Annotated in this window: 19 protein-coding genes; 7 read left to right on the forward strand and 12 right to left on the reverse strand. The window is 62.2% G+C overall.

The window, feature by feature from the left end:
* Positions 1–4 precede the first annotated feature (4 nt).
* The 4 genes from C5P05_RS32460 to C5P05_RS32475 are packed head-to-tail and all read right to left on the reverse strand — an operon-like array spanning position 5 to position 2,026.
* On the reverse strand, positions 5–1,036 hold the full coding sequence (locus tag C5P05_RS32460; protein WP_114973985.1) for a sensor histidine kinase: 1,032 nt from the start codon (positions 1,034–1,036) through the stop codon (positions 5–7).
* Positions 1,037–1,040: 4 nt separating this feature from the next.
* Positions 1,041–1,337, reverse strand: coding sequence for a 2TM domain-containing protein (locus C5P05_RS32465; protein ID WP_114974200.1), 297 nt, complete (start codon positions 1,335–1,337; stop codon positions 1,041–1,043).
* Between the two features lie 10 nt (positions 1,338–1,347).
* Positions 1,348–1,704: an Mpo1-like protein gene (locus tag C5P05_RS32470; protein WP_114974201.1), complete on the reverse strand. Its 357-nt coding sequence runs from the start codon at positions 1,702–1,704 to the stop codon at positions 1,348–1,350.
* A 19-nt stretch (positions 1,705–1,723) separates the two neighbouring features.
* Positions 1,724–2,026 (reverse strand): 2TM domain-containing protein, encoded by a 303-nt coding sequence (locus C5P05_RS32475; protein ID WP_114973986.1) that lies wholly within the window; start codon positions 2,024–2,026, stop codon positions 1,724–1,726.
* A gap of 231 nt (positions 2,027–2,257) precedes the next feature.
* On the opposite strand from C5P05_RS32475, the gene C5P05_RS32480 reads away from it, so the two are divergent.
* Genes C5P05_RS32480 through C5P05_RS32490 form a run of 3 tightly spaced genes read left to right on the forward strand, consistent with a single transcriptional unit; the run spans position 2,258 to position 6,093 of the window.
* Positions 2,258–3,091: an undecaprenyl-diphosphate phosphatase gene (locus C5P05_RS32480; protein WP_114973987.1), complete on the forward strand. Its 834-nt coding sequence runs from the start codon at positions 2,258–2,260 to the stop codon at positions 3,089–3,091.
* A 27-nt stretch (positions 3,092–3,118) separates the two neighbouring features.
* On the forward strand, positions 3,119–4,414 hold the full coding sequence (locus C5P05_RS32485; protein WP_114973988.1) for an HD-GYP domain-containing protein: 1,296 nt from the start codon (positions 3,119–3,121) through the stop codon (positions 4,412–4,414).
* Positions 4,411–6,093: an ATP-binding protein gene (locus C5P05_RS32490; RefSeq protein ID WP_114973989.1), complete on the forward strand. Its 1,683-nt coding sequence runs from the start codon at positions 4,411–4,413 to the stop codon at positions 6,091–6,093. The genes C5P05_RS32485 and C5P05_RS32490 overlap by 4 nt, the downstream gene beginning before the upstream one ends.
* Here C5P05_RS32490 and C5P05_RS32495 read toward each other — a convergent pair whose 3' ends face one another.
* Both C5P05_RS32495 and C5P05_RS32500 read right to left on the reverse strand, forming a co-directional pair.
* Positions 6,094–6,909 (reverse strand): alpha/beta fold hydrolase, encoded by an 816-nt coding sequence (locus tag C5P05_RS32495; protein ID WP_114973990.1) that lies wholly within the window; start codon positions 6,907–6,909, stop codon positions 6,094–6,096.
* Positions 6,910–6,930: 21 nt separating this feature from the next.
* The gene (locus C5P05_RS32500; RefSeq protein ID WP_114973991.1) at positions 6,931–7,758 is read right to left on the reverse strand and encodes a proteasome-type protease; all 828 of its coding nucleotides are present in this window, start codon (positions 7,756–7,758) and stop codon (positions 6,931–6,933) included.
* 335 nt (positions 7,759–8,093) lie between these two features.
* Here C5P05_RS32500 and C5P05_RS32505 point away from each other — a divergent pair, with 335 nt between their 5' ends.
* Together C5P05_RS32505 and C5P05_RS32510 are read left to right on the forward strand one after the other, a co-directional pair.
* Positions 8,094–9,125 (forward strand): hypothetical protein, encoded by a 1,032-nt coding sequence (locus tag C5P05_RS32505; RefSeq protein ID WP_114973992.1) that lies wholly within the window; start codon positions 8,094–8,096, stop codon positions 9,123–9,125.
* Positions 9,126–9,147: 22 nt separating this feature from the next.
* Entirely contained in the window at positions 9,148–10,149 is a 1,002-nt protein-coding gene (locus C5P05_RS32510; protein ID WP_114973993.1) for a DUF6976 family protein, read from the forward strand.
* Positions 10,150–10,415: 266 nt separating this feature from the next.
* Here C5P05_RS32510 and mutS read toward each other — a convergent pair whose 3' ends face one another.
* The 5 genes from mutS to C5P05_RS32535 all read right to left on the reverse strand — a co-directional run bounded on the left by mutS (position 10,416) and on the right by C5P05_RS32535 (position 17,904).
* Entirely contained in the window at positions 10,416–13,007 is a 2,592-nt protein-coding gene (gene mutS / locus C5P05_RS32515; RefSeq protein WP_114973994.1) for a DNA mismatch repair protein MutS, read from the reverse strand.
* Between the two features lie 65 nt (positions 13,008–13,072).
* On the reverse strand, positions 13,073–14,470 hold the full coding sequence (locus C5P05_RS32520) for an FAD-binding oxidoreductase (protein WP_114974202.1): 1,398 nt from the start codon (positions 14,468–14,470) through the stop codon (positions 13,073–13,075).
* A gap of 54 nt (positions 14,471–14,524) precedes the next feature.
* The gene (gene hpaI, locus C5P05_RS32525) at positions 14,525–15,331 is read right to left on the reverse strand and encodes a 4-hydroxy-2-oxoheptanedioate aldolase (RefSeq protein WP_114973995.1); all 807 of its coding nucleotides are present in this window, start codon (positions 15,329–15,331) and stop codon (positions 14,525–14,527) included.
* A 20-nt stretch (positions 15,332–15,351) separates the two neighbouring features.
* A complete protein-coding gene (locus C5P05_RS32530) occupies positions 15,352–16,896 on the reverse strand; it encodes a UxaA family hydrolase (RefSeq protein ID WP_114973996.1) in 1,545 nt (514 codons plus the stop codon).
* A gap of 3 nt (positions 16,897–16,899) precedes the next feature.
* Positions 16,900–17,904: a Bug family tripartite tricarboxylate transporter substrate binding protein gene (locus tag C5P05_RS32535; RefSeq protein ID WP_114973997.1), complete on the reverse strand. Its 1,005-nt coding sequence runs from the start codon at positions 17,902–17,904 to the stop codon at positions 16,900–16,902.
* A gap of 111 nt (positions 17,905–18,015) precedes the next feature.
* Here C5P05_RS32535 and C5P05_RS32540 point away from each other — a divergent pair, with 111 nt between their 5' ends.
* Positions 18,016–19,014 carry a LysR substrate-binding domain-containing protein gene (locus tag C5P05_RS32540; protein ID WP_114973998.1) on the forward strand — a complete coding sequence of 333 codons (999 nt, stop codon included), beginning with the start codon at positions 18,016–18,018 and terminating at the stop codon, positions 19,012–19,014.
* 124 nt (positions 19,015–19,138) lie between these two features.
* A complete protein-coding gene (locus tag C5P05_RS32545) occupies positions 19,139–22,096 on the forward strand; it encodes an EAL and GGDEF domain-containing protein (RefSeq protein ID WP_198674933.1) in 2,958 nt (985 codons plus the stop codon).
* Positions 22,097–22,127: 31 nt separating this feature from the next.
* Here C5P05_RS32545 and C5P05_RS32550 read toward each other — a convergent pair whose 3' ends face one another.
* Complete coding sequence (locus C5P05_RS32550) at positions 22,128–23,063, reverse strand: inositol monophosphatase family protein (protein WP_114974000.1); 936 nt, start codon at positions 23,061–23,063, stop codon at positions 22,128–22,130.
* Between the last annotated feature and the right edge of the window lie 65 nt (positions 23,064–23,128).

Here is a 23,128-nt window from a genome sequence, read left to right on the forward strand (position 1 = left end):
GCACTCATATTTTTAAAGGAAAAGTGATGCTGGCCCCCGTGCCTTCTTGGCTGTTTGCTAATAATTTAATAGTTCCATGATGGCCGTAAGTCGCCAGCAGGCGCTCGCGAACCTGCGCCAGTCCAAACCCGTCGAGCGTGGCGCTACCCTGCGGCGGGCCTACGCCCGTGTCAAGCACCTCCAGCGTTATCCAGCCGGCCTCGTGGCGAGCGCGCACGGTAATGCTGCCGCCGTTCACTTTGGGCTCCAGACCGTGTTGGATGGCGTTTTCCACCAGCGGCTGCAGCAGCAGCGTGGGCACGGGATGCTGCGCCAGGTCCGCCGGCAGCTCCAGTACGTAGTTCAGTCGCGGGCCCATGCGCACCGCCATGAGTTCCAGGTAGTCGCGCAGCCGGTCGAACTCGGCCTGCAGCGGGTGCATGGGCGCGCGCGACGCGCTGAGCGTGGCACGCAGGTAGGCGATCATGTGGTCCAGCATCTGCAGCGCCCGCGGTGGGTCGGCGCTGATCAGTGCGCGCAGGTTGGCCAGCGTGTTGAACAGCATGTGCGGCTCCAGTTGCGTCTCCAGCAGCTTCAGGCGCGCTTCGTTCACATGCGCGCGCGCCTCATCCATTTTGCGAAGGAGATAGGCGCTTTTGTTGGCGCTGTAGAAGTAGTAGGTGACAGCGATGCCGGCCAGCGCCGTGATCAAAATCGATGTGCGCAGTTGCGTACGGGAGGGGCCTGCGTCCCAGGACGACCAGCCGAACCAGCTGTCGGCCGCATAGGTGCCTAAAAAGTAACCGGCCAAGTTGCCCGTGATGACGAGCACCAGCCCTTGCAAGCCCTTGGGCCAGCCGGTTTCCAGGCTGGAGGCAAACAGGTGGCGTCCGAAGTCGATCCACACCCAGCAGATGAAGCCGATGCACAGCGAATAAAGCATGGGCACGCCGTAGCTCCGCTCGGGATTGAAGGCCCATTGAATGAACGAGATTGCCAGACAGAATGCCATCGTTTGCAGCCAATGCCGCAGCTTGGCGATCCAGTCGATCCTCATGGTGTCAAGAACCGCCGCGCTCACGCTGCAGGCGTTCGCGTTCTTTCTGGATCATTCGTTCGCGCAAGCCGTTGCCGGTACCCAGGACGAAAACCGAAATGCCGTGCAGTGCCAGGCCTGTCCCCCAACCCAGCAAGGGGAAAATCGACCACGGGCGGTTGCCGAATCCATACCGGGACATGGCGAACACCACCAGATTGACCAGCACGTAGACCGTCGCATGCACGTACCAGCCCAGCTTGGCGCCCGCCCGCCGACGGGCCAGACGGTCGATTTGTTCGGGAGAGAGAGGGGCGGTCATGGGGCGCATTTTAGGAGGCCCGGTGCTGGCGAAAGGCATGCAGCCAGCCGCCCGAAAGCACGAACCGCGGGAAGGTAATCCATTGCTCTAGAAAGATGCGAGCGAGGGCGTTGCCGGCGCCAGTGAAAGGCGCCGGCGGGTTTGTCTCCTGCTTGTGGCCGCGACCCTGAAGCGCCACCGAGACCACCATGGCAAGCAGCGAGAGCAGGCCCCACGGGACTGAGTGCGCGGTGAGCGCGATGAGCAGGCCGACATTGCCAGCCAGGAAGACCGGGACCACGGCGATGTGGAGCAGCAGGTTCGCACGCGAGCCGTGATACTGCGCGTACCCACTCCACTGCCATTTCAGCAATTCAAGAACATTCACGTTGATTCCTTTGAAACACTCACCACGGATCAGCACCGATTCTGCCCTTTTGCAGGGCCTCACGTTCCCGCTGCACCAGGCGCTCGCGCAGTCCGTTGCCGGGCATGAAAACGAACACCACCAGGCCGTGAATCAGCAAGCCCAGGCCCCAGCCCCATGCCGGGAACGTGGCCCAGTCGCGACCATTGAGGGCGGACAGCGCGGCCAGTCCGAGGTTGACGCAAATGAACACAAAGGCGTGGATGTACCAGCCCATCTTTCGGCGCGCGCGTTGGTGGGCCAGACGCTCGAGATCGTTGTTGAAGTGTGGTTGGGTCAGCATGGGGGTTCTCCGGTGTGGGTTAAGCGATGGGTGGACTGTGCCGGGAGCCGGCTCGGCTCGCCAGCGCGATGCGACCAAATGCGTGAAACAGGAAGTAAATGGTCGCCATGCGGCGCGAAGCGCACCGGGCTTGCCGGAGGCACCCGGTGATAATCATGGCTCTTATCACCGTGGACGACCACGCCGCACCCTGCGCGCCCCAGGTCTGTTCCGACAGTTTCAGGAGTTCTTTTGGATATTGCATTACTGGTCAAGGCCGCCATCATGGGCATCGTCGAGGGCTTGACGGAGTTCTTGCCCATTTCATCCACCGGACACCTGATCCTGGCCGGCGCGCTGCTGGGTTTTGATGACGAGAAAGCCAAGGTGTTCGACATCGCCATCCAGACCGGCGCCATCTTTGCCGTGATTTTGGTGTACTGGCAAAAACTGCGCGACACGATCGTGGCCTTGCCATCGAGCAAGCAGGCGCAGCAGTTCGCCTTGAACGTGTTCATCGCGTTTGTGCCGGCTGTTCTTTTAGGCTTGCTGTTTGGCAAGGCCATCAAAGAGCATTTGTTCACGCCGGTGGTGGTCGCCAGCACCTTCATCATTGGTGCCTTCATCATTTTGTGGGCCGAGCGGCGGCAGCAAAAAAATCCGGCCGTGGCACGCATTCACGATGTCGAGTCGATGACGCCCATGGATGCCATGAAGGTTGGCCTGGCGCAATGCTTTGCCATGATTCCGGGCACCAGCCGCAGCGGTGCCACGATCATCGGCGGCATGTTGCTGGGGCTGTCGCGCAAGGCCGCCACCGATTTTTCCTTCTACCTCGCGATACCCACCCTGATTGGTGCCGGTGCGTACAGCCTGTACAAAGACCGTGCCTTGCTGGCCTGGTCCGACGCGCCGATGTTTTGTGTGGGCCTGGTGTTCTCCTTCATCAGCGCCTGGTTGTGCATTCGCTGGCTGCTAAGCTATATCGCCACCCACAGCTTTGTCGGGTTTGCCTATTACCGCATCGCCTTTGGCGTGCTGGTGCTGCTGACTGACTGGAGTGGTATGGTGCGTTGGGCGGCGTGAGTTACTTCAACGGAAACATGGAGCACCATGGCGGATGAACACTATCTCTCGATGGACCAGCTTCGGGTTGGGTTGTATGTCTACCTTGACTTGAAGTGGTTTGAGCACCCGTTCGCCTTTGGTCATTTCAAGATCAAGTCAGAGGAGCAAATCAAGGTTATTCGCAGCCTGAGTCTGAAATCGGTGCGCTACGCTCCAGATCTGAGTGAGGGCAGTCCACCGCCGCCGGTGGCCGCGCCGCCAGCGCCCGTTCCTGACGCGGCTGCGGCCTTGGCTCCCACCATCGAGCCGGAGCTGTCACCCGTCATGCTCGCCAAGCGGGCCATGATGGCGCAGATGCAGCAGCGCCGCGACGCCGCTGCACGCATTGAAAAAGCCTTCATCAACACTGCCAACACCATCCGGGACATCGAAAAGAACCTGTACAGCAGGCCGGCGGAGACCGTGCAGCAGACGACGAAACTGATTTCGGACATTGCCGATTCGATGCTTGGCGCCCCGGAACTCGTGATTCATGTCATGGGCGACAAGATGGGTGGGGAAGAGCTGTACTTTCATTCGCTCAACGTCACCATGCTCTCGATGATGATGGCGCGCGATCTGAAACTGCCGGTTGAGGTGGTGGGCGCGTTGGGCATGGGTGCCATCCTGCATGATGTCGGGCGCAAGGAAGTGCCAGACAAGATTCTGAAGAAAATCGAAGCACTGACGCAGGCGGAACGCAACTTCTATGAATTGCACTGCCAGTATGGGGTGGTCATGGGCCAGCGCCTGCAACTTGCGCCGCCCGTGCTGGCCATCATCCGGGAACATCACGAGTTGTTTGACGGTACCGGTTATCCGGCAAAACTCAAAGGCGAAGTGACCAGCCTGTTGTCGCGCATTGTGGTCATTGCCAACTACTACGACGAGTTGTGCAACCCGAACGCGATCGCGGATGCGTTGACGCCGCACGAGGCCTTGTCCCTCATGTTTGCCAAGTTGCGCAGCAAGTTCGATCCCAAGCTCCTGCAGGTCTTTATTCGCTGTCTGGGGGTCTACCCGCCGGGCACTATCGTGCAACTGTCCAACGGCGCCATTGGGATGGTGGCGACCGTCAACACGGCGCGACCCATGAAGCCGACGGTGGTGGTGTACGACGCCGACATCCCCAAGGAGGAAGCGATTCTGCTCGACATGGAGCGTGAAACCGAGGTCAACATCGCCAAAGCCATCCGGCCCGCCCAGGTGCCGCGCGAGGTGTACAACTACCTGAGTCCGCGCAAACGGGTCAGCTACTATTTTGACGCGGCCTCGGCCCGATCGGACGCGGGCAAGTCATGACGACGGATTTGGCCCGACTGATGCTGGACCACAGCCCCGGAATGCTGCTGTTGGTCAACCCGCAATCTTTGCAGATCGTGATGGCGAGTGCCCCGGTGGCTAAAACACTGGGCTACTCGCTGGCGCAATTGGAGGGTATGGCGATCACCGAGATTGAAAGCGCGCTGCAGGATGTGTTTTATTGGGAGGACGTTCGCGGTGGCCAGTACCTTGAAGTGCAGAGCCAGGAGGGACAGTATCGCTGCGCGGATGGCGAGCTGCTGACTGTTAGCAAGTCTGTTCAACTGCTTGAGTACGAAGGTGCGCCCTGGCTGTTGGTACAGGCCGTGCAGACGCAGAGTGAGCGCAAGGCGGAGGACGCGCTGGCACGCACCCTGTCGCAACTGCGCGCCACGCTGGAGTCCACCGGCAATGGCATCCTGGTGATTGACTGGCGGGGCAGCATCGACAGCATGAACCGTCTGTTTGGCAAGATGTGGGAAATTCCTGAAGATTTGCTGAATTCGCATGACGATGCGCAAATTCTCGATTTCCTCGCCGGGCGGGTGATCGAGTCCCAGTTGCTGCATGCCCGACTGGGCGCGATCGTGGACAACGGCGAAACCCAGGACCTGCTGCATCACCAGGACGGGCGCGTGTTCGAGGTCAGTTCTCGTCCGCAGCATCTGGGCGAGCAGATCATTGGCCGCGTGTTTGGCTTTCAGGACATCACGCAACGCACGCTGGCCGAAGAGGCCTTGCGTGAATCGCGCGATCTGCTGGAGCAACGGGTGCTCGCCCGAACGGCAGACTTGAATACCGCCAACGAGACGCTGCTGCAAGAGAAGGAGCGCCAGGCCATTCTGATCAAGCGACTGGAACAGGCGCAAAACCAGTTGCTGCAATCCGAGCGCATGGCGTCCATTGGCCAACTGGCGGCCGGGGTCGCGCATGAAATCAACAACCCGGTGGGCTTTGTCAACTCCAACCTCGGCTCCTTGCAGCGTTATGTGCTGGACATGCTGCGCCTGCTGTCGGTCTACGAGCAGGCCGAGGGCGCCATGTCCGGGGCGGCTGTGCAGGAGATCAGGCAGGTCAAGGCGGACATCGACGTCGAGTTCCTGCGTGACGACGTCGCCAGCCTGCTCGCCGAGTCGCTGGATGGGCTCAAGCGCGTCACGCGCATCGTGCAGGACTTGAAGAATTTTTCCCATGTCGATGAAGCCGAGCGCCAGTGGGCTGACCTGGAAGCGGGGCTGGAGAGTACTTTGCGCGTGGTCTGGAACGAGCTCAAGTTCAAGGTCGAGGTGATCAGGGAATTCGCCGGCATTCCGCAAATCGAGTGCTTTCCGTTCCAGCTCAACCAGGTGTTCATGAACCTGTTGGTCAATGCCTCGCATGCTATTGAAAAGCATGGCACGATCACTATCCGCACCGGGCATGACGAGGCCTGGGTGTGGGTGGAAGTACAGGATACCGGCCGGGGCATCAAGCCCGAGAATTTGGCCCGGATTTTCGAACCGTTTTTCACCACCAAACCCGTGGGCCAGGGCACCGGGTTGGGTTTGTCGCTTTCATATGGCATTGTGCAAAAGCACGGTGGGCGGATCGAGGTCGATAGCGAGTTGGGGCAGGGGACCACTTTCAAGGTGATCCTGCTCAAGAAACCTCCCGCCAAAGCGGTCGAAGCGCAAGCCTGATCAGGCCCCCAGGCAGAGCAGCGCTGCTTCCAGGGCCGCGGCGGTGGCAATCGGTCTTTCCATCGGAAAGAGGTGGCTGCCTTCCAGCATCATGATGCGGCCTTTCGTGACTTTTTCGGTCATGCCCATGCCGACCTGCTTCATCTCCACGGACTGCGTGCCGCCCAGAAAGGCCGCCGGACATTTCAGCGGATGGCGCTTGAGCAGCGCGTCCAGATTGTGGGGCAGGGTGTTGTAGATGGCAGTCTCCACCACGCGGTCGAAGCTCAACACGCGCTTGCTTTCGCCCCCGTGGCCCTCGTCATGGGTGCCGTGGGCGATGTAGTCCTGCAGCACTTGCGGATCCCACCGGGCAAACGCTTTTTTGTGGGCAAAGTGCTCCAGCGCTGCCGCTTGACTGGGCCAGCTGTTGCGGCGTTTGCGGCTGATCGCGCCGGGTGACCACGATCCCACCATTTGCGTACTCTTGATGACGCCCAGGGTGGTGGCGCGCCAGCCGCCCAGAATGGGCGAGTCCACCAGCACCACGCCACGCGCCAGTTCGGGCGCGCGCGCGGCGGCCATCAGGCTGACAAAGCCGCCAAATGAATGGCCGACCAGAAAAGCGGGTTTTCCCGCTTTGTCGACTTCGGCCTGCGTGAAGTCAATCAGTTGCTGCACCAGATGCGGCCAGTTGTTGGTGACCGGGTATTGGCTGTCATGGCCAAATTTTTCGATCGCCTTGACGGTGAAACCGCGTGCTTTCAAACTTTTGAACAGCACGCCATAGGTGCTGGCGGCGAAGCTATTGGCGTGCGAGAAGATGATGAGGGGCATGGGTGGTGGGCTGGCGATCGTTCAGATCAGCTTTTCCTGCGGTGTGCTGATTTTTTTCAGCGGCTGGTTGCGACCAGTCTGAATCATCAAGGGGATGTCGGTTTGCTCGCCGTGCCACATGGGGTCTTCAATGCTGTCAAACATCTCGCGCAATTTTTGCCCCCAGCTGCCGCGCAGCATTCTGAAATAGGGGTTGTTCTCGTCAATGCACACCACCTTGTCGGACTGGAATGAATTGGCTTCATACACCACCAGGTCCAGCGGCAAGCCAACGGACAGGTTGGACTTGAGCGTGGAATCCATCGACACCAGCGCGCACTTGGCGGCCTCGTCCAGCGGCGTGTCGGGGGTGATGACGCGGTCCAGCACCGGTTTGCCGTATTTGGATTCACCCGCCTGAAAGAAGGGGGTCTCGGTCGTCGCCTCAATGAAGTTGCCTGCGGAATAGACCTGAAACAGGCGCATCCCCTCACCCTTGATCTGCCCGCCAAAAATCAGGGAGACGTTGAATTCAACCCCCGACTGTCGTAGCGAGGCTGCATCGCGGTCGTAGACATGGCGAATGGCCGCGCCCAGCACGCGCGCCGCGTCGAACATGCTTTTGGCGTTCCAGATGGTGATGGGCTCGCCGCCCCCGTGTTCTTTCAATTGCTCGATTTGCAGAATCTCGCGTACCGATTGCGAGATGCTCAGGTTGCCGGCCGACAGCAGCACCATGAAGCGGTCGTCGGGCTTTTCATAAACGATCATTTTGCGAAAAGTGCTGATCTGGTCCAGCCCGGCGTTGGTGCGCGAGTCGGACAGGAAGACCAGTCCGGCATTGAGTTTGATGGCGACGCAGTAAGTCATGATTTGAGAAAAATTGAATAAAAAGTACGGCGGAACGACACCTTAACCGATTCGCCGTGCAGTACGTCGACGCCAAGCCGTCGTGGCTGGTGCCCAACCGCGCCTGCAGGGGCTGCGGGATAACCCGTAGTTCACCACGGGCATCTGTTTCCGATTGGTACAGCCCGCGGGCGGGCCAGGGCCTTGTGACGTCCATTTGCGCTGTAGAGGGCTGCCGCTGCGCCGCATGGGGGCCGGCGCGTGTATGGCCCGCTCCTTGCATTAATCACAACTCAGACGGCCCGCTGACACAGGTGGAGGCCGGGGCGCCACAAGAACGAGATGGAGAAAACCGAATGGCTTTGCAAGAATGCAGTGTGATAGCCCAACTGCTTGGGGTGACCGCACCCTGGTCAGTCACCGAGGTGCGCATCACCGACCGGGCGGCGCGGCTGATAAGCGTCCATATTGATCAACACGAAGCCCCCGGGCGTTTCTGGGCGACACGCAAGAGTGCCCCCGTGGAGCACTGGCTGCGCTGGGCCCATATCAATATGGCGGGCGTGCGCTGCGAGATCGTGCTGGCCTTGCGCGACGGTCAGCATGTACCCAACGCCGGCTGGTCCGGTCAGGTCGACTCGCCGTTCACCCATGGCTTGTCACGGCTGGCGATGGATCTGCTGCTCGAAGGCGCCACCATGGACCAGCTCTGTCGCATGCTGCAAGTGCCCTTTGCCGATTTGTGGAAGTTCAAGTTCCGTCTTGATCAGGGAACGACGCGGGTTGCGGGGCCGGCCACGGCGTCCGCTAGCGCAGCTCCGGCCATGGTCGTGAGCAAGTTCGTACCGGCCCCGGTTGACGAGGCGGTGGCGGGCCTTCCGCCGCAAGACTCGCCGGTGTGGCTGGTACTGCTGTTGGGTCGCCTGGAACTTGACGTGCGCACGCTGGGGCTCAAGCTGCTGCTGGCCAAGTTGCAGCGTGAAGCCCGCATGCACGACGATGCCGATCTCTACGCCCAGGCGGCTCAGTCCTTGCATCGCTATTTCGTCAAGAACCTGAGCCTGTTGGCGCATGAGGTGTCCCAACTCGATCGTGCCTCGGTGCAGCTACAGCAGCGCCAGGCGGCGCCAGCACCGGCGCAGGCCGCCGACGAACTGCCCGATGTCAGCGACCCCTTGTGGCTGGCCTTGTTGCAGGGCGAGCGCGATCTCGATGTCCGCACGCTGAGCCTGAAGCTGCTGCTCACCAAGCTGCGCGCGCAGGCGCGAAGCATTCGCGACGACGAGGTCATGATGCTCAAGCTGGTCGAGCTGCACCGATTCTTCGGACGGCACCAGGCGGTGCTGCACCACGAAATTGGTCAACTGCACAGCTGGTCGGTGCATTGACCCCACAACACGGAAACTGAACATGAGCAAACTGCAAAACGGCCTGCTGGACCTGGCCCAGACCGAGGCGCTGATCCTCGCGGGCCGGCCCTGCTGCATCGCGGGTGACGAGGCGCTGCTGCGCCGCCTGCCACGCGGTCAGTGGATCGGCGGCACCATTCCTTATTTCATGGCCGAGCAGGGCGGCACCTGCACGCGCGAGCATCTTTTTGTGACCGAGTTGCCGCTGGTCGGCGAGGGCCCGCGCATCGTGTCCTATGACCGCCAGAGCCTCGCGCAGGTCTGCACCGAGGCGCCCGAGCACGGTTTCACGGTGCTGGTGATCCCGGCCTTCACCGCCATTCACGAAGCCTTCGCGCAGGAGGCGCCGAACTACGAAAACATGTACCTGCATCCGCTGGTGGGCTGGATTTCCGGCCTGCATCTGGACGATCTCGGCAAGGCCAGTGCACGTGTGGTGCATGGCCCGAGTGGCGAGGTGCTCGACAACGCGGCGGTGGCCATGCATGTGCCGGTGCCTGCGAACAAGCTGGTGCATGTGGACATCCTCAATCTGTTCAGTCCGGGTGATGGTCCGGGCATCGAGTTTGCCGAGGAGGGTTTTTCCGCCACCCTGGCGCGCATCGACGGCGTCGAGACCAATTTGCATGACTGGATGGAGCGTGAGGAGATCGACACGCAGTTGCCGCTGGTGGCCGATTACAGCGGTGCCATGGTCAACGTCAGCATCAAGGCGCTGAACGCCGCGGCGTACAGCGTTGATTTTTATGCGCCGGTGTTTCCGGATACGGTTTATCGCGTGGCTGCCCCGCTGGATGACTACATGGCGGCGTTTCGCGGCGTGATCGGCGCGCAGGAGGCACCGGGCGAGGTGGTGTTTTGCTGTAACTGCATCCTGAATTACGCTTATGGCGGGTTGCAGGGGGAGCGGACGGGTGCTTTTTGTGGGCCGATGACGTTTGGGGAGATTGGCTACCAGTTGCTCAATCAGACACTGGTTTATTTGTCGTTGGTTGACGTTTAGGCGCTGTTTGATTGCGGTCTTGTTGGGGTCATGTTGAGGGCGACGTTGTTGAGGGTGGCTTTGTTGGTGTTGACCCGGCAGGGGCGGGGCGGATGCCGGGGGCTCATACGCTTCGCTTTTTGAAATCGCCCCCAACATCCGCCCCGCCCCTGCCTCGCTTTGTTGGTCGTTCAGTTCAATACAGCCTGTCATTGCAATACCCCGTCATTGCGAGCGAAGCGCGGCAATCCATTCTCCGCAGAGTTTCACCCAGCCGTCATGCAACGCTATGAAGTGGCAGTGATTTTCTTCAACTGGTACAGCGCATCGAGTGCTTCGCGCGGGCTCATGGCATCAGGGTCTAGCGCTGCAACCGCCATCTCTATGGCGCTGGCAGCTGTGCTTTCTGGCGCTGGCGGCGCCGCGAACAGGTCTACCTGGGCGTTGCTTTCGGTGGCCTGGGCTTCGAGCGCCTCCAGTGTGTGGCGGGCGTGGTTGAGCACGGCGGCGGGCATGCCGGCCAGGCGTGCCACCTGAATGCCGTAGCTCTTGCTGGCCGGGCCGGGCTGGATTTCGTGCAGAAACACGATGTCGCGGCCGGACTCGACGGCGCTGACATGGACGTTGATGGCGGCGTGGTGTTTGGCCGGGAATTCGGTCAGCTCGAAGTAGTGGGTGGCAAACAGGGTGTAGGCCTGGGTTTTGTCGTGCAACTGGGTGGCTATGGCGGAGGCCAGTGCCAGACCGTCAAAGGTGGAGGTGCCGCGGCCAATTTCGTCCATCAGCACCAGCGAGTTGGGCGTGGCGGCGTGAAGGATTTGCGCGCCTTCGAGCATTTCCAGCATGAAGGTGGACTGGGCGTTGGCCAGGTCGTCGGCGGCACCGATGCGGGTGTGGATGGCGTCGATCGGCCCGAGGCGGCAGGCGCTGGCCGGCACATAAGAGCCCATGCTGGCGAGCAGCACGATGACGGCGATTTGCCGCATGTAGGTGGACTTGCCGCCCATGTTGGGGCCGGTGATGATTTGCATGCGCTGCTTCGGGCCCATGCGGGTGTCGTTGGCGATGAAGGCGCCGCTGCTGGTTTCGGCCAGCCGCGCTTGGACCACCGGGTGACGGCCTTGCGTGATGTCCAGGCACGGTTCTTTGACAAACTGCGGGGCGCACCAGTCCAGCGTCAGGGCGCGCTCGGTCAGGGCGCACAGCGCGTCCAGTGTCGCCAGGGCGCGGGCCAACTGGGTGAGGGCGGGGACGAACACTTGTAGCTGGTCCAGCACTTGCTCAAACAGCCATTTTTCACGGGCCAGGGCGCGTTCTTGTGCGCTCAAGGCCTTGTCTTCGAATGCTTTCAGTTCAGGGGTGATGAAGCGCTCAGCATTCTTGAGGGTCTGGCGACGCCGGTAGTCGTCGGGCACCTTGTCCACCTGGCCTTGCGTGACCTCGATGAAAAAGCCATGCACTTTGTTGAACTGCACGCGCAGGTTGGCAATGCCGGTGCGGGCTTTTTCGCGCACTTCGAGCTCGAGCAGAAAGCTGTCGCAGTTGGTCTGGATGGCGCGCAACTCGTCCAGCTCGGCGTCAAAGCCGGTGGCGATGACTCCGCCATCGCGCACCAGCACGGCGGGCTCGGCGTCAACAGCGCTTGCCAACAATTCGGCACAACCGGCGGGCGGCAGCAAGTGCCCCGAAATATGAGTCAAATAGGCCTCTAGCCCCCGTGTAGTCTGCGCAAGTAGCTCTGTTTTTAGTAGCGTTTGCTGCAAGGCCACCAACTCACGCGGGCGCACCTGGCGCAGCGCGATGCGGGCGGTGATGCGTTCCACGTCGGTGCTGCCCTTGAGCTGTTCGCGCAGTTTGAGCCAGGGGCCGCTTTTGAGGGCGGCGATGGCGCCCAGCCGTTGCTGCGCCTGCGTGCGCTCGCGCCGGGGCGCCAGCAGCCAGTTTTTCAGCAGGCGGCTGCCCATGCCGGTCATGCAGGTGTCAAGCAGCGAAAACAGGGTCGGTTTGTCTTCACCGCGCAGGGTTTGGGTGAGCTCCAGGTTGCGCCGGGTGGTTTGCGGCAGGTCAATCAGTTCGTCGTTGCGCTGCACCCGCACGCTGTGGATGTGGGTCAGGGCGCGGCCCTGGGTGTGTTCGGCGTAGCCCAGCAAGGCGGCGGCGGCGGCGTGGGCTTGCGGCAGGTCTTGCGCCTGCCACGTCGCCAGGGTTGCTGCCTGGAGTTGCGCCAGCAGCGTGCGCTCACCCAGGGCGGGGTCAAACTGCCAGTCGGGCCGCACCGTGATCGACATGGCGCCGGGCGCCTGCAGGCCGCGCAAACGGGCTTCAAACGCCGGCGTGGCGCCGGCACTGAACAGCAACTCGCCGGGGCTGATGCGTGCCACCCATTCCGCCACTTCGTCCGGCGCGCATTCGGCCAGATGCACCTCGCCCTGTGTCACGCTCAGCCAGGCCAGGCCGCAGGTGTTGCGCGGGCCCTGGTGCACGGCCAGCAAGAGCGACTCGGTTTTGTCGTTCAGCAGCTCCATGTCGGTCAAGGTGCCGGGGGTGACCACGCGCACCACCTTGCGTTCCACCGGGCCTTTGCCGGTGACCTCGCCGACCTGCTCGCAAATCGCCACCGATTCACCGAGCTTGATGAGCCGCGCCAGGTAGGTGTCTATCGAGTGAAACGGCACACCCGCCATCACCACCGGTTGTCCCCCCGACTGGCCGCGTTGCGTCAGCGTGATGTTGAGCAGGCGCGCGGCTTTCTCGGCATCGGCATAAAACAACTCATAGAAGTCGCCCATGCGGTAGAGCAGCAGGGTGTCGGGATAGTCGGCTTTGAGGCCCATGTACTGGGCCATCATCGGGGTAATTTGTTTTGCAGCGTCGGTCATTGGAGGAAGTCTAGCAACTTCGACCAGGGTGACGGATCGCTTGGCACTCCATCAATGCGAGCCACCTACGTCAGCGGCAAGACCTTTGATGGATTGAGCAGATTTTTCGGATCCAGCGCTTGCTTGATCTGCCACATCAACTCGATTTCGACCGGAGCCTTGTAGGCCAGCAACGCGTCCCGCTTGGCCACGCCGACACCGTGCTCGGCCGAAATGGAGCCTTTGTTTTCGGCTGCCAAATCATCCACCACCTCTGCAATCGATTTTCCGTGGGCCGCCAGGAATTGCGCTGCCGACTGGTTCTTGGGCCGCAAAGGGTTGAAGTGGACGTTGCCATCGCCCATGTGCCCATAAATCACCATGCGGACCTCGGGCTCCAGTTCAAGCACCCGTTGGGAGGCGGCCTCAATGAAGGTGGCGATGCGCGACAGGGGAACGGAGACATCGCAGCGGACACTGCCGCCGTGACGCGTTTGCGCATCCGAGATTTCTTCACGAATGCGCCAGAAGGTCTGGGCGTCGGCCCCGCTGCTGGCTACCGCCGCATCCAGGACCAGGCCGCTTTCCAGCGCCGGTTCCAGAATCCCGAGCAGGGTGTCGTTCAGGGGCTGCTCATCGCCGCCCGATGTCAGCTCGATCAGCACCATCCAGTCGTGCAGCGCCGGCAGGGGTGAGGCCACCTTGCCCAGGTAATCCAGCACGAGCTCCAGGGCGGGGCGCGAGATGAGTTCAAAAGCCGTCAGGGTTTGACCTGCGACGCGTTTGGCCTCTCCCAGCAGTTGCACGGCAGCGGCCGGATTTTCGACGGCAACCAACGCAACCGAGGCCGAGCGCTGCTGGGGTGCGAGCTTCAGGACGGCTGCCGTGATGATGCCCAGCGTTCCTTCCGAGCCGATAAAGAGCTGTTTCAGGTCGTAGCCGGTATTGTCTTTTCGCAGGCCCTTGAGCGAAGAAAAGATGCGCCCATCCGGCAACACGGCCTCGATGCCCAGCACCAGGTCCCGCATATTGCCGTAGCGCAGCACGGCGGTGCCGCCCGCGTTGGTGGCCAAATTGCCGCCGATCTGGCACGACCCTTCCGAGCCGATGCGCAGCGGGAACAGCCGGCTGGCCGACTCGGCGGCGCTGCGCGCGGCGTTCAATGTGACCCCGGCCTGCACGGTCATCGTGTCGTTCACGGAATCGATCTCGGTGACCTGGTTCATGCGCTTGAGGTTCAGCACTACCGCCGTACCGCTGTCATCCGGCACCGCGCCGCCCATCAAGGACGTGTTGCCGCCCTGCGGTACCACCGGCACGTTGTTCGCATGGCACCACGTCATGATGCGGCTTACCTCGCTGGTCGAGGCCGGCAGCACCACGAGCAGCGCTTGGCCTTGGTAGAGCTTGCGGTAATCGATGACATAGGGCGCTACTTCGGCGGGTTCGATCACGCAAGCCGACGCGCCAACGATGGCGCGCATGGCGTCGAGGGCGTGCTGGGCAGACGGGCTGGGAATTTGCATGGTCAGTTGGTTTCAGTAGGCTGCGCTGGGGCGTGCAGGTGATGTGTCAACAGCAGCGGGTTTGAAGCTGCTCGCCAGGCGCCTGATGGCGTTGGCATAGATCAGGACGTCGACACCGGTGGCAACAAAGGTGCAGCCGAGGTCCAGGTAGCGCCTGGCCAGCAGCGGGTCCGAGGTCAGCGTGCCGGCGGCCTTGCCGGCGCCGATGATGGTCTTCATGGCCTGCTCAATCGCCGCCTGTACTTCTGGATGGCCAGGATTGCCGCGGTGGCCCATGGAGGCGGCCAGATCAGCCGGGCCGATGAACACGCCGTCCACGCCTTTCACGGCGCAGATTGCTTCCAGATTCAACAAGGCAGTCACCGTTTCGGCCTGCACCAGCAGGCAAATTTCGTCGTCGGCGTAATCCAGGTAGTCGGTGCGCGCGGTCCACAGCGAGGCGCGTGCCACGGCACTGCCCACGCCTCGGATGCCCAAGGGCGGATAACGGGTGGCGTCGACGATGGCCTGCGCCTGCGCGGCCGTATCGACCATGGGCACCAGCAGATTTTGGGCACCGATGTCCAGCAACTGCTTGATGAGCGGCACCTCGCCCGCGACCGCACGCACCACGGGCTGCGCCGGGTAGGGTGCGACCGCCTGCAGCGTCGCCAGCGTGCTGCGCAAATCGTTGGGGGCGTGTTCGCCGTCGATCAACAGCCAGTCGAATGCGGCGGTGGCACTGACCTCGGCCAGGTAAGGGTCGGCCATGGACAGCCACAGTCCGATTTGCGGTTTCCCGCTGGCCAGTGCGGCCTTGAAGGGGTTGCGTGAAATCATGTGTTCATCCTTTGAAATCGTTAACTGACGATGCCCATATGCCAGGGCACGAACTCGTGGTCGCCCAGGCCCAGCGCCTCGCTCTTGGTCGGCTCACCCGAGGCGTGGCGCAGGATCTCCTCGAAGATGCGCTGCCCCATCTGCGGCACGTCCAGCTCGCCATCCAGGATGACGCCGCAGTTGATGTCCATGTCTTCTTCCAGGCGTTTGAACATCGGCGTATTGCTGGCCAGCTTGATCGTCGGTGCGGGCTTGGAGCCGAACATCGAGCCCCGCCCGGTGGTGAAGCAGATCAGATTCGCGCCGCTGGCAATCTGGCCGGTGGAGGCCACCGGATCGTAACCGGGTGAGTCCATGAAGACAAAGCCGTGTTGCTCAATCGGCTCGGCGTATTCGTAGACGGCCTGCAGCGGCGTAGTGCCGCCTTTCATGGCTGAACCCAGCGACTTCTCGAAAATGTTGGCCAGACCGCCGGCCTGGTTGCCGTGGCCGACCACGCCGTTGAACTGGGCATTGTGACCGGCTGTGTAGCGCTCCCACCAGGCCAGCCGGTCGAGCAGTTTCTGGCCCACTTCGGGGGACACGGCCCGGCGCGTGAGCATGTACTCCACGCCGTGGATCTCGGGGGTTTCCGACAGGATGGCGGTGCCGCCGTGGCGCACCAGAATGTCCATGGCGGCGCCGAGCGCCGGGTTGGCCGTGATGCCGGAAAACCCGTCCGAGCCGCCGCATTCCAGGCCAATCTTCAAGTGGCTGGCCGACACCGGCTGGCGTCGGGCCGCATTGGCGTGCGGCAGCATCTCCTGGATCGCGGCAATGCCGGCTTCGATCGTGACACGGGTGCCGCCCACCTCCTGCATCACCAGGGTGCGCATGAGCTTGCTGGTCTCCAGGCCTTGTGACTCGACCAGCGAGGACACCTGGTTGCGCTCGCAGCCCAGGCCGACGATCAACACGCCGGCCAGATTTGGATGGCGCGCATAGCCGGCCAGGGTGCGGCGCAGCACGTCGAAATGCTCGCTCGGCGACGACATGCCGCAGCCGCTGGTCTGGGCGAAGGCGGCGACGCCGTCCACATGGGGAAAAGCGGCCAGGCGCTCGGGTGTGAAGTGGGCCGCGATGTTCTTGATGACGGAAGCCGAGCAGTTCACCGAGGACAGGATGCCGATGAAGTTGCGCGTGCCCACCCGGCCGTCCGGCCGCACAAAGCCCATGAAGCTCGCGCGCTCAGGCTCAGGCACGTAGTCCACCGGCCGCACGTCCTGGCCAAAGGCCGGGTCGCGCTCGAAATCGACCAGCTTCATGTTGTGCGAATGCACGTAGTCGCCCGGCTCGATGTCGCGCGCGGCCATGCCGATCACTGTGTCGTATTTCAAGATGCGCTCGCCCTCGGCAATGCGGCAGGCCGCGATTTTGTGACCGGCCGGCACTTGCGCACGCGCTCGCACGCCGATCTCGGGCAGGTCCTGGCCCAGTGACAAGGCAGTTTTGGCCACCAGCACGTTGTCGTTGGCATGCAGGCGGATAAGGGGGCTGACAGGGGGGCTGACGGTGAGATTGCTCATGATTTAATTCTTCATCAGTTCCTTCAGCTTGAGCTTGTCGATCAGGAGGGTTTCCTTCTGGTACATGCTGGCGACGTACTTTTCATAGTCGGGACCATCCAGATAGAGCACCGGGGCATCGATCTTGTCAGCCACTTGCTTGAACTCGGGGCTGGCCACGGCCGCGCGGAAGGCTTCGCGCAGCTTCAGGGTGATGGCCGGGTCCAGGCCTTTGGGTGCGCCGATGCCGTTGGGCGCATCCACCACGACGTTGTAGCCCAGTTCCTTGAGCGTGGGCGCGTCCTTGAAGCGCGCGGTACGGTGCTCGCCCCAGGTGGCCAGCAATTTGAGCTTGCCGGCTTCGACATGCGGTGCCCACGAGCTGGAATCGGCCAGCAAATCCACATGACTGCCCAGCACGGCCTGCAAGGCCTCGGCGCCGCCCTTGTAGGGGACATGGTTGAACTGGATGCCGGCGGCCATGGCGAACTCTTCCATGCCCACATGGGTGGCGCCACCGACGCCGGCATGGGCATAGGTGAGCTTGCCGGGGTTGGCTTTCGCAAAGCTCACCAGGTCTTTGAGCGACTTGAAGTTTGAATCGGCCTTGACGGCGATGCCGAAGGTTTGGCCCGAGGTCCGCGCCAGAAAGGTGAAATCCTTGAGCGGGTCCAGCTGCAGGGTGCCGAGCTGCGAGAAGCGCGTCACGGAAATCGGTATCTGCCCAATGGTGTAGCCGTCAGGCTTGGCCGAGGCCATGGCCTTGGTGCCAATCATGCCGGAGGCGCCCGCCTTGTTTTCCAACACGATGGACTGACCCAACGCGCGCGCGGCCACTAGGCACAAGGCGCGCATCGACTGGTCGGCGGTGCCGCCTGCGGGCCAGGGGCAGATGAAGGTGATGGGGCGCTCGGGATAGCCCTGCGCCAGCGCGCGCAAGGGGCTCAGCAGCGCGGTTGCACCGGCAACGGCGGTACCGACGAGCAGGCTGCGACGCTTGATGCTGACGGAAAAAGGGGGAGTTTGCATGTTGTCTGCCTCTGAAGGGATGGGTTGTTGTGCCGCGATTCTTCCCCGATTCTTTATAACAATCCAATCAATTATTGGAATTGCTTGATAGCCTGCAAGTTAACATTAGATGTGACCCAAATTGACCGCGTCCTGCGCTCCAACATCAAACTGCGCCACCTGCAACTGGTGGTGGCGCTGGACCAGTTTCGTCATCTGGGCCGGACGGCAGAGTTCCTGTCGGTCAGCCAGCCGGCCGTCTCCAAAATGCTGGCCGAGGTGGAAAGCATGCTGGATTTAACCCTGTTTGACCGTTCGACGCGCGGCACCGAGCCGACCTCCAGCGGACAGGCTATTGTCCGGTTTGCCCGTTCGGTGCTGGCTGACTATGAGCGCACGCGCGACGAGATCGCGGCGGTGGCCAGTGGCGCGGCGGGGCGCACCCGGGTGGGCTCCATGGTGGTGGCCTTGCCGGTGCTGCTGGCCGGCGCGGTCAAGCTGCTCAAGCAGCGCTCGGCCCAGGCCAGTGTGCTGGTCGAGGAGGGCGACCTGACGCACCTGCTGCCCAAACTGCGCCTGGGTGAACTGGATCTGTTCGTCGGCCGCCTGGAGCCCGGCTATTCCGCCCCGGACCTGGTGACCGAAGCCCTGTACAACGAACCCATGGTGGTGGTGGTCAAGCACGGCCATGCGCTCACGCGTCAGCCAGCGCCGGACTGGGGTGATTTGGCCCGTATGCCCTGCGTGCTGCCGCCGCCGTGGGCGTCCTTGCGCGTGAAGATTGAGCAGACCTTCTTTCGCCATGGCCTGAACCCGCCGCTGGACATCCTCGAGACCTCGTCATTCCTGGCGCTCAGCACCTTTGTGCAGCAGCGCGACGCGGCTGGCTTTCTGGCGCGTTCGGTGGGTCTGCATTTTCAGAACCAAGGTTTGCTCCATGTGTTGCCGATCGAAGTTCCGATCGAACTGCCGCCGATTGGACTGATCACGATGCGCGGACGGCGGCTGCCGCCGAGCAGCGAGCAGTTGATGGTCTGTTTGCGCCTGACTGCAAAAACCGACCCGCAGCTGATGCCGCCGGCAGATGTGGTCCGCCGATCAAGGAATCCGACGCGACAGGGCGGCAAGTAGAGCGGCGCTGAGCCGTTCTGGAGAGAACGCCAATGCAGACCATGCAGATCGCTTGCGGCACAATGGACGCTCCAAGTAACGTCATGTGGGTGTCTGTCCCGAAATGAGTTTTGACCCGGTGAATATGGCTGACGAAATCCAGCGCCTGCAAGACGAACTGCGGGATGCGCATCGCCGCCTGCAATTGGCGGCCGATGCGACTGGTCCTCTGGGGGGTGACCCGTCGAAGGCGCTGCTGGCGGGGGTGTTCAGACTGAGCCCGGTGGCCATCTCCCTGAGCCGTGCATGTGATGGCATGTATGTGGATGTCAACGACGAATGGACCCGCCTCATGGGCCTGACCGTGCAGGACGTTGTCGGGCGAACCACGGTTGAGATTGGCGTTTGGACCGATAAGGCACAGCGCGATGCCGGGGTGAAGCCCGCGCGCGAATCCGGACGCCTGCGCAATCTGGATTTTCCGTTCACCAGGCCGGACGGCACCAAGCTCATCCTCCAGCTCAACGCCTCCCATATCGAGATAGGCGGCACGGCGCATTTGCTGAGTTACGTCAAGGACGTAAGCGCTGAGCGAGCGGCGCAAGCTGCATTGCTGGCCAGTGAGCAGCTTTTGAAGGCGAGCAACAACCGGCTCAGTCAGCAAGTCCGACTGTTCGAAACGATGGAGAGTCTCGCCTCGGTGGGGTACTGGACATCCGGCGCCGGGGTTGGCGGCTTGCGCTGGTCCAAGGGCTTGTATGGGCTGGCGGCACTGGAACCCGGGACGGTTCTGGAGGCGGCCGCCGCGCGCAGCCGCATCCATGCAGACGATCTGCAGCAGTTTGCCGAGGCCCGTGCCAAGTTGGACGGCTCCATGCTGGAATACCGGTGGCATCACCGGGACGGGCGGGTTCACTGGTTGCGCTCGCGCATGCGGAGCTGGTCGGAGGACGGCAGCGAAGCCTTTGGCGTGGTGCAAGACATCACAGATGAACGTGAGACTTCGCTGGCGCTCCAGGAAAGGCTCGGGTTCATTCAAAAAATCACCAGTCGTTTGCCTGGCGTGGTGTTTCAGTTGCGGCTCAAGGCCGATGGCTCGTTTGAGTTTCCCTACATCAGCGACACCGTGCGCGACCTCTATCGGGGCGTGACGCCTGATGATCTCATGCGAGACGCGTCCTGCACCCTGAAACTGCACCATCCAGATGACCTGGAAGCATTCACTACCTCGGTCAGGGCTTCCGCCCGGGATCTCTCGCCCTGGCGCCATGAATACCGTCTGCGCTTTGAGGATGGCGAGGTGCGCTGGCTGCTGGGGCATGCCATGCCCGAACGGGAGGTGGATGGCGCCGTGCTGTGGAATGGCTTTACCACCGACGTTACCTCGCGCAAACAGGCCGAGGAAAGCCTGCGAGACAGCGAGGCGCGTTTTCGGGCCTTGACCGAACTCTCCTCCGATTGGTATTGGGAGCAGGACGAGCAGTTTCGCTTCATCCGGGTGGACCGCAATCTGGAGTCATTCAATGAGCTGCCGGCGCAAAGTCTTGTTGGCGTCACGCGCTGGGAATCCGACGCGCTGGGTGTCAGCCAGGCGCAGTGGGCCGCGCACCGGGCGGCGTTGGCGGCGCATGAAACCTTTCACGATTTCGAAATGCAGCGCAGGCACGTGGATGGCTCCCTGGTGTGGGCCTCCGTCAGTGGCACGCCTATTTTCGATGCCAAGGGCTGTTTCAAGGGCTACCGAGGCATAGGGCGCGACATCACTGCCCGCAAACGGGCCGAGGAGAAAATTGAACGGCTGGCGTTCTACGACGTACTCACCGAGCTGCCCAACCGCCGCTTGCTGATGGATCGCCTGCAGCAGGCGCTGGTGGCCAGCGGACGCGAAAAATCGACCGGCGCCTTGCTGTTCATCGACCTGGATAACTTCAAGGACCTCAACGATACCCAGGGTCACGATGTCGGCGACCTGCTGCTCAGGCAGGTGGCGCAGCGTCTGGTGGCCAGTGTGCGCGAGGCCGACACCGTGGCGCGCCTGGGTGGTGACGAGTTTGTGGTGATGTTGCAGAAACTGGACCGCAATGTGGCCACGGCCACCGCCCAGGTGGAGCACGTGGGCAAGAAAATTCTGCGCCAGTTGAACCAGGTGTACCTGTTGGGCACGCTGGAGCATCACAGCACGCCCAGTATCGGCGTCACCCTGTTTGAAGACCATCAGCAGACGATGGATGAATTGCTCAAGCAGGCCGATCTGGCGATGTACGAGTCCAAATCGGCCGGGCGCAATACGCTGCGTTTTTTCGACCCGGCCATGCAGGCGCTGGTGGCCCGTCGCACCGAACTGGAGCTGGACTTGCGCCACGGTTTGCAGCGCAATGAGTTGGTGTTGTTTTACCAGCCGGTGGTCGACGCGCACGCACGTGTTGTCGGTGTGGAGGCCCTGGTGCGCTGGCAGCACCCCTTGCGCGGTCAGGTGTCGCCTGCCGAGTTCATTCCCATGGCCGAGCAGACTGGCCTCATCTTGCCGCTGGGGCAGTGGGTGCTGGAAGTCGCCTGCCTGCAACTGGTGCGCTGGTCGGCGCACGCGTCCACCGCGTGCCTGAGCATGGCGGTGAACGTGAGTGCCCGCCAGTTCAAACACCCGGAATTTGTGCAGCAGGTACTGGACTTGTTGCGCGAAACCGGGGCGAACCCGCAACGCCTGAAACTGGAGCTGACGGAAAGCCTTTTGCTCACGGACACCCAGGACGCTATTCTGAAAATGACGGAGTTGCGTGCGGTCGGCGTGCGTTTCTCGCTGGACGATTTCGGGACCGGTTATTCGTCTTTGTCCTACCTCAAACTCTTGCCCTTGCAGCAGCTCAAGATTGACCAGTCCTTCGTGCGCGATGTGCTGACCGACCCGAACGATGCCGCCATTGCCCGCACCGTGCTCGCCCTGGGGCAAAGTCTGGGGTTTGACGTGGTGGCCGAGGGTGTGGAAACCGTCGGCCAGCGCGACTTTTTGCTGAAAAACGGGTGCACCCTGTTTCAGGGCTATCTGTTTGGCAAGCCGGCGCCGATAGAGCTACTGCAGCTCGGCGACCGGTCGCTGGCGTCGTAGCGCTCCTTGCGGCGGCGCTACAGGGGTGGCGTTAAAAAGGCGCGTCAGTCGCCGTAGGGGCGACGGCGTCTGGTGTGTCGCCTGCGGTGGGTGTGGTTTCTGGCTCTGCCACAGAGGCCTGTGCCGCCTGACGCAAAGTGGCCTTTTCGCCGGCGCTGGCAAACTTGCTGTACTTGCCCAGAATGCTCACCATCTGGCCATAGATCCGCGGGTTGCCGGCCATGCATTCTTTTTGCTCCAGGAAATCCGCGTCGCCGGAGAAATTGCCGACCAAACCGCCGGCCTCGGTCACCATCAGGGCGCCCGCTGCCACGTCCCAGGGTTGTAGGCCGGCCTCGAAGAATCCCTCGGTGTAACCGGCAGCCACATAGGCCAGATCAAGCGCCGCAGCGCCAGGGCGGCGCAGGCCGGCCGTGAGTTTCATCATGTCACCCATCATGAGCAGGTAGGTGTTGAGGTCGTCGCCCGGACGGAACGGGAAACCGGTGGAAATCAGGGATTCCTGCAGGCGGATGCGTTTGGAGACGCGCAGGCGGCGGTCATTCAAATAAGCGCCACGGCCTTTGGTGGCGGTGAACAGGTCGTTGCGGCTGGGGTCGTAAATGACGGCCTGCTCAATCTTGCCCTTGACGGCCAGCGCGATGCTGACGCAGTAAACGGGAAAGCCGTGGATGAAGTTGGTGGTGCCGTCCAGCGGATCGATGATCCAGACAAACTCGGAGTCCTTGGCACCATGTTCCCGACCTGATTCTTCAGCCCAGATGCCGTGGCCTGGATAGGCGGTGAGCAGCGTCTCGATGATGGCTTGCTCGGCGGCCTGGTCCACCTCGGTCACGAAGTCGTTGACCTGCTTTTGCGAGATTCGAACCGCTTCAACGTCAAGCGCGGCGCGATTGATGATGGAACCAGCGGTGCGGGCGGCCTTGACGGCCACATTGATCATGGGGTGCAGATTGGGGGATGCCATAAGTTTTGATTAAGAGCGGGACGGGACTGCAAGGCGATGCGGGCAGCGACAATAGCGGGATTTTA

Origin of the sequence: Rhodoferax ferrireducens, from assembly GCF_003347515.1 — a bacterium.
Lineage (GTDB): Bacteria > Pseudomonadota > Gammaproteobacteria > Burkholderiales > Burkholderiaceae_C > Rhodoferax.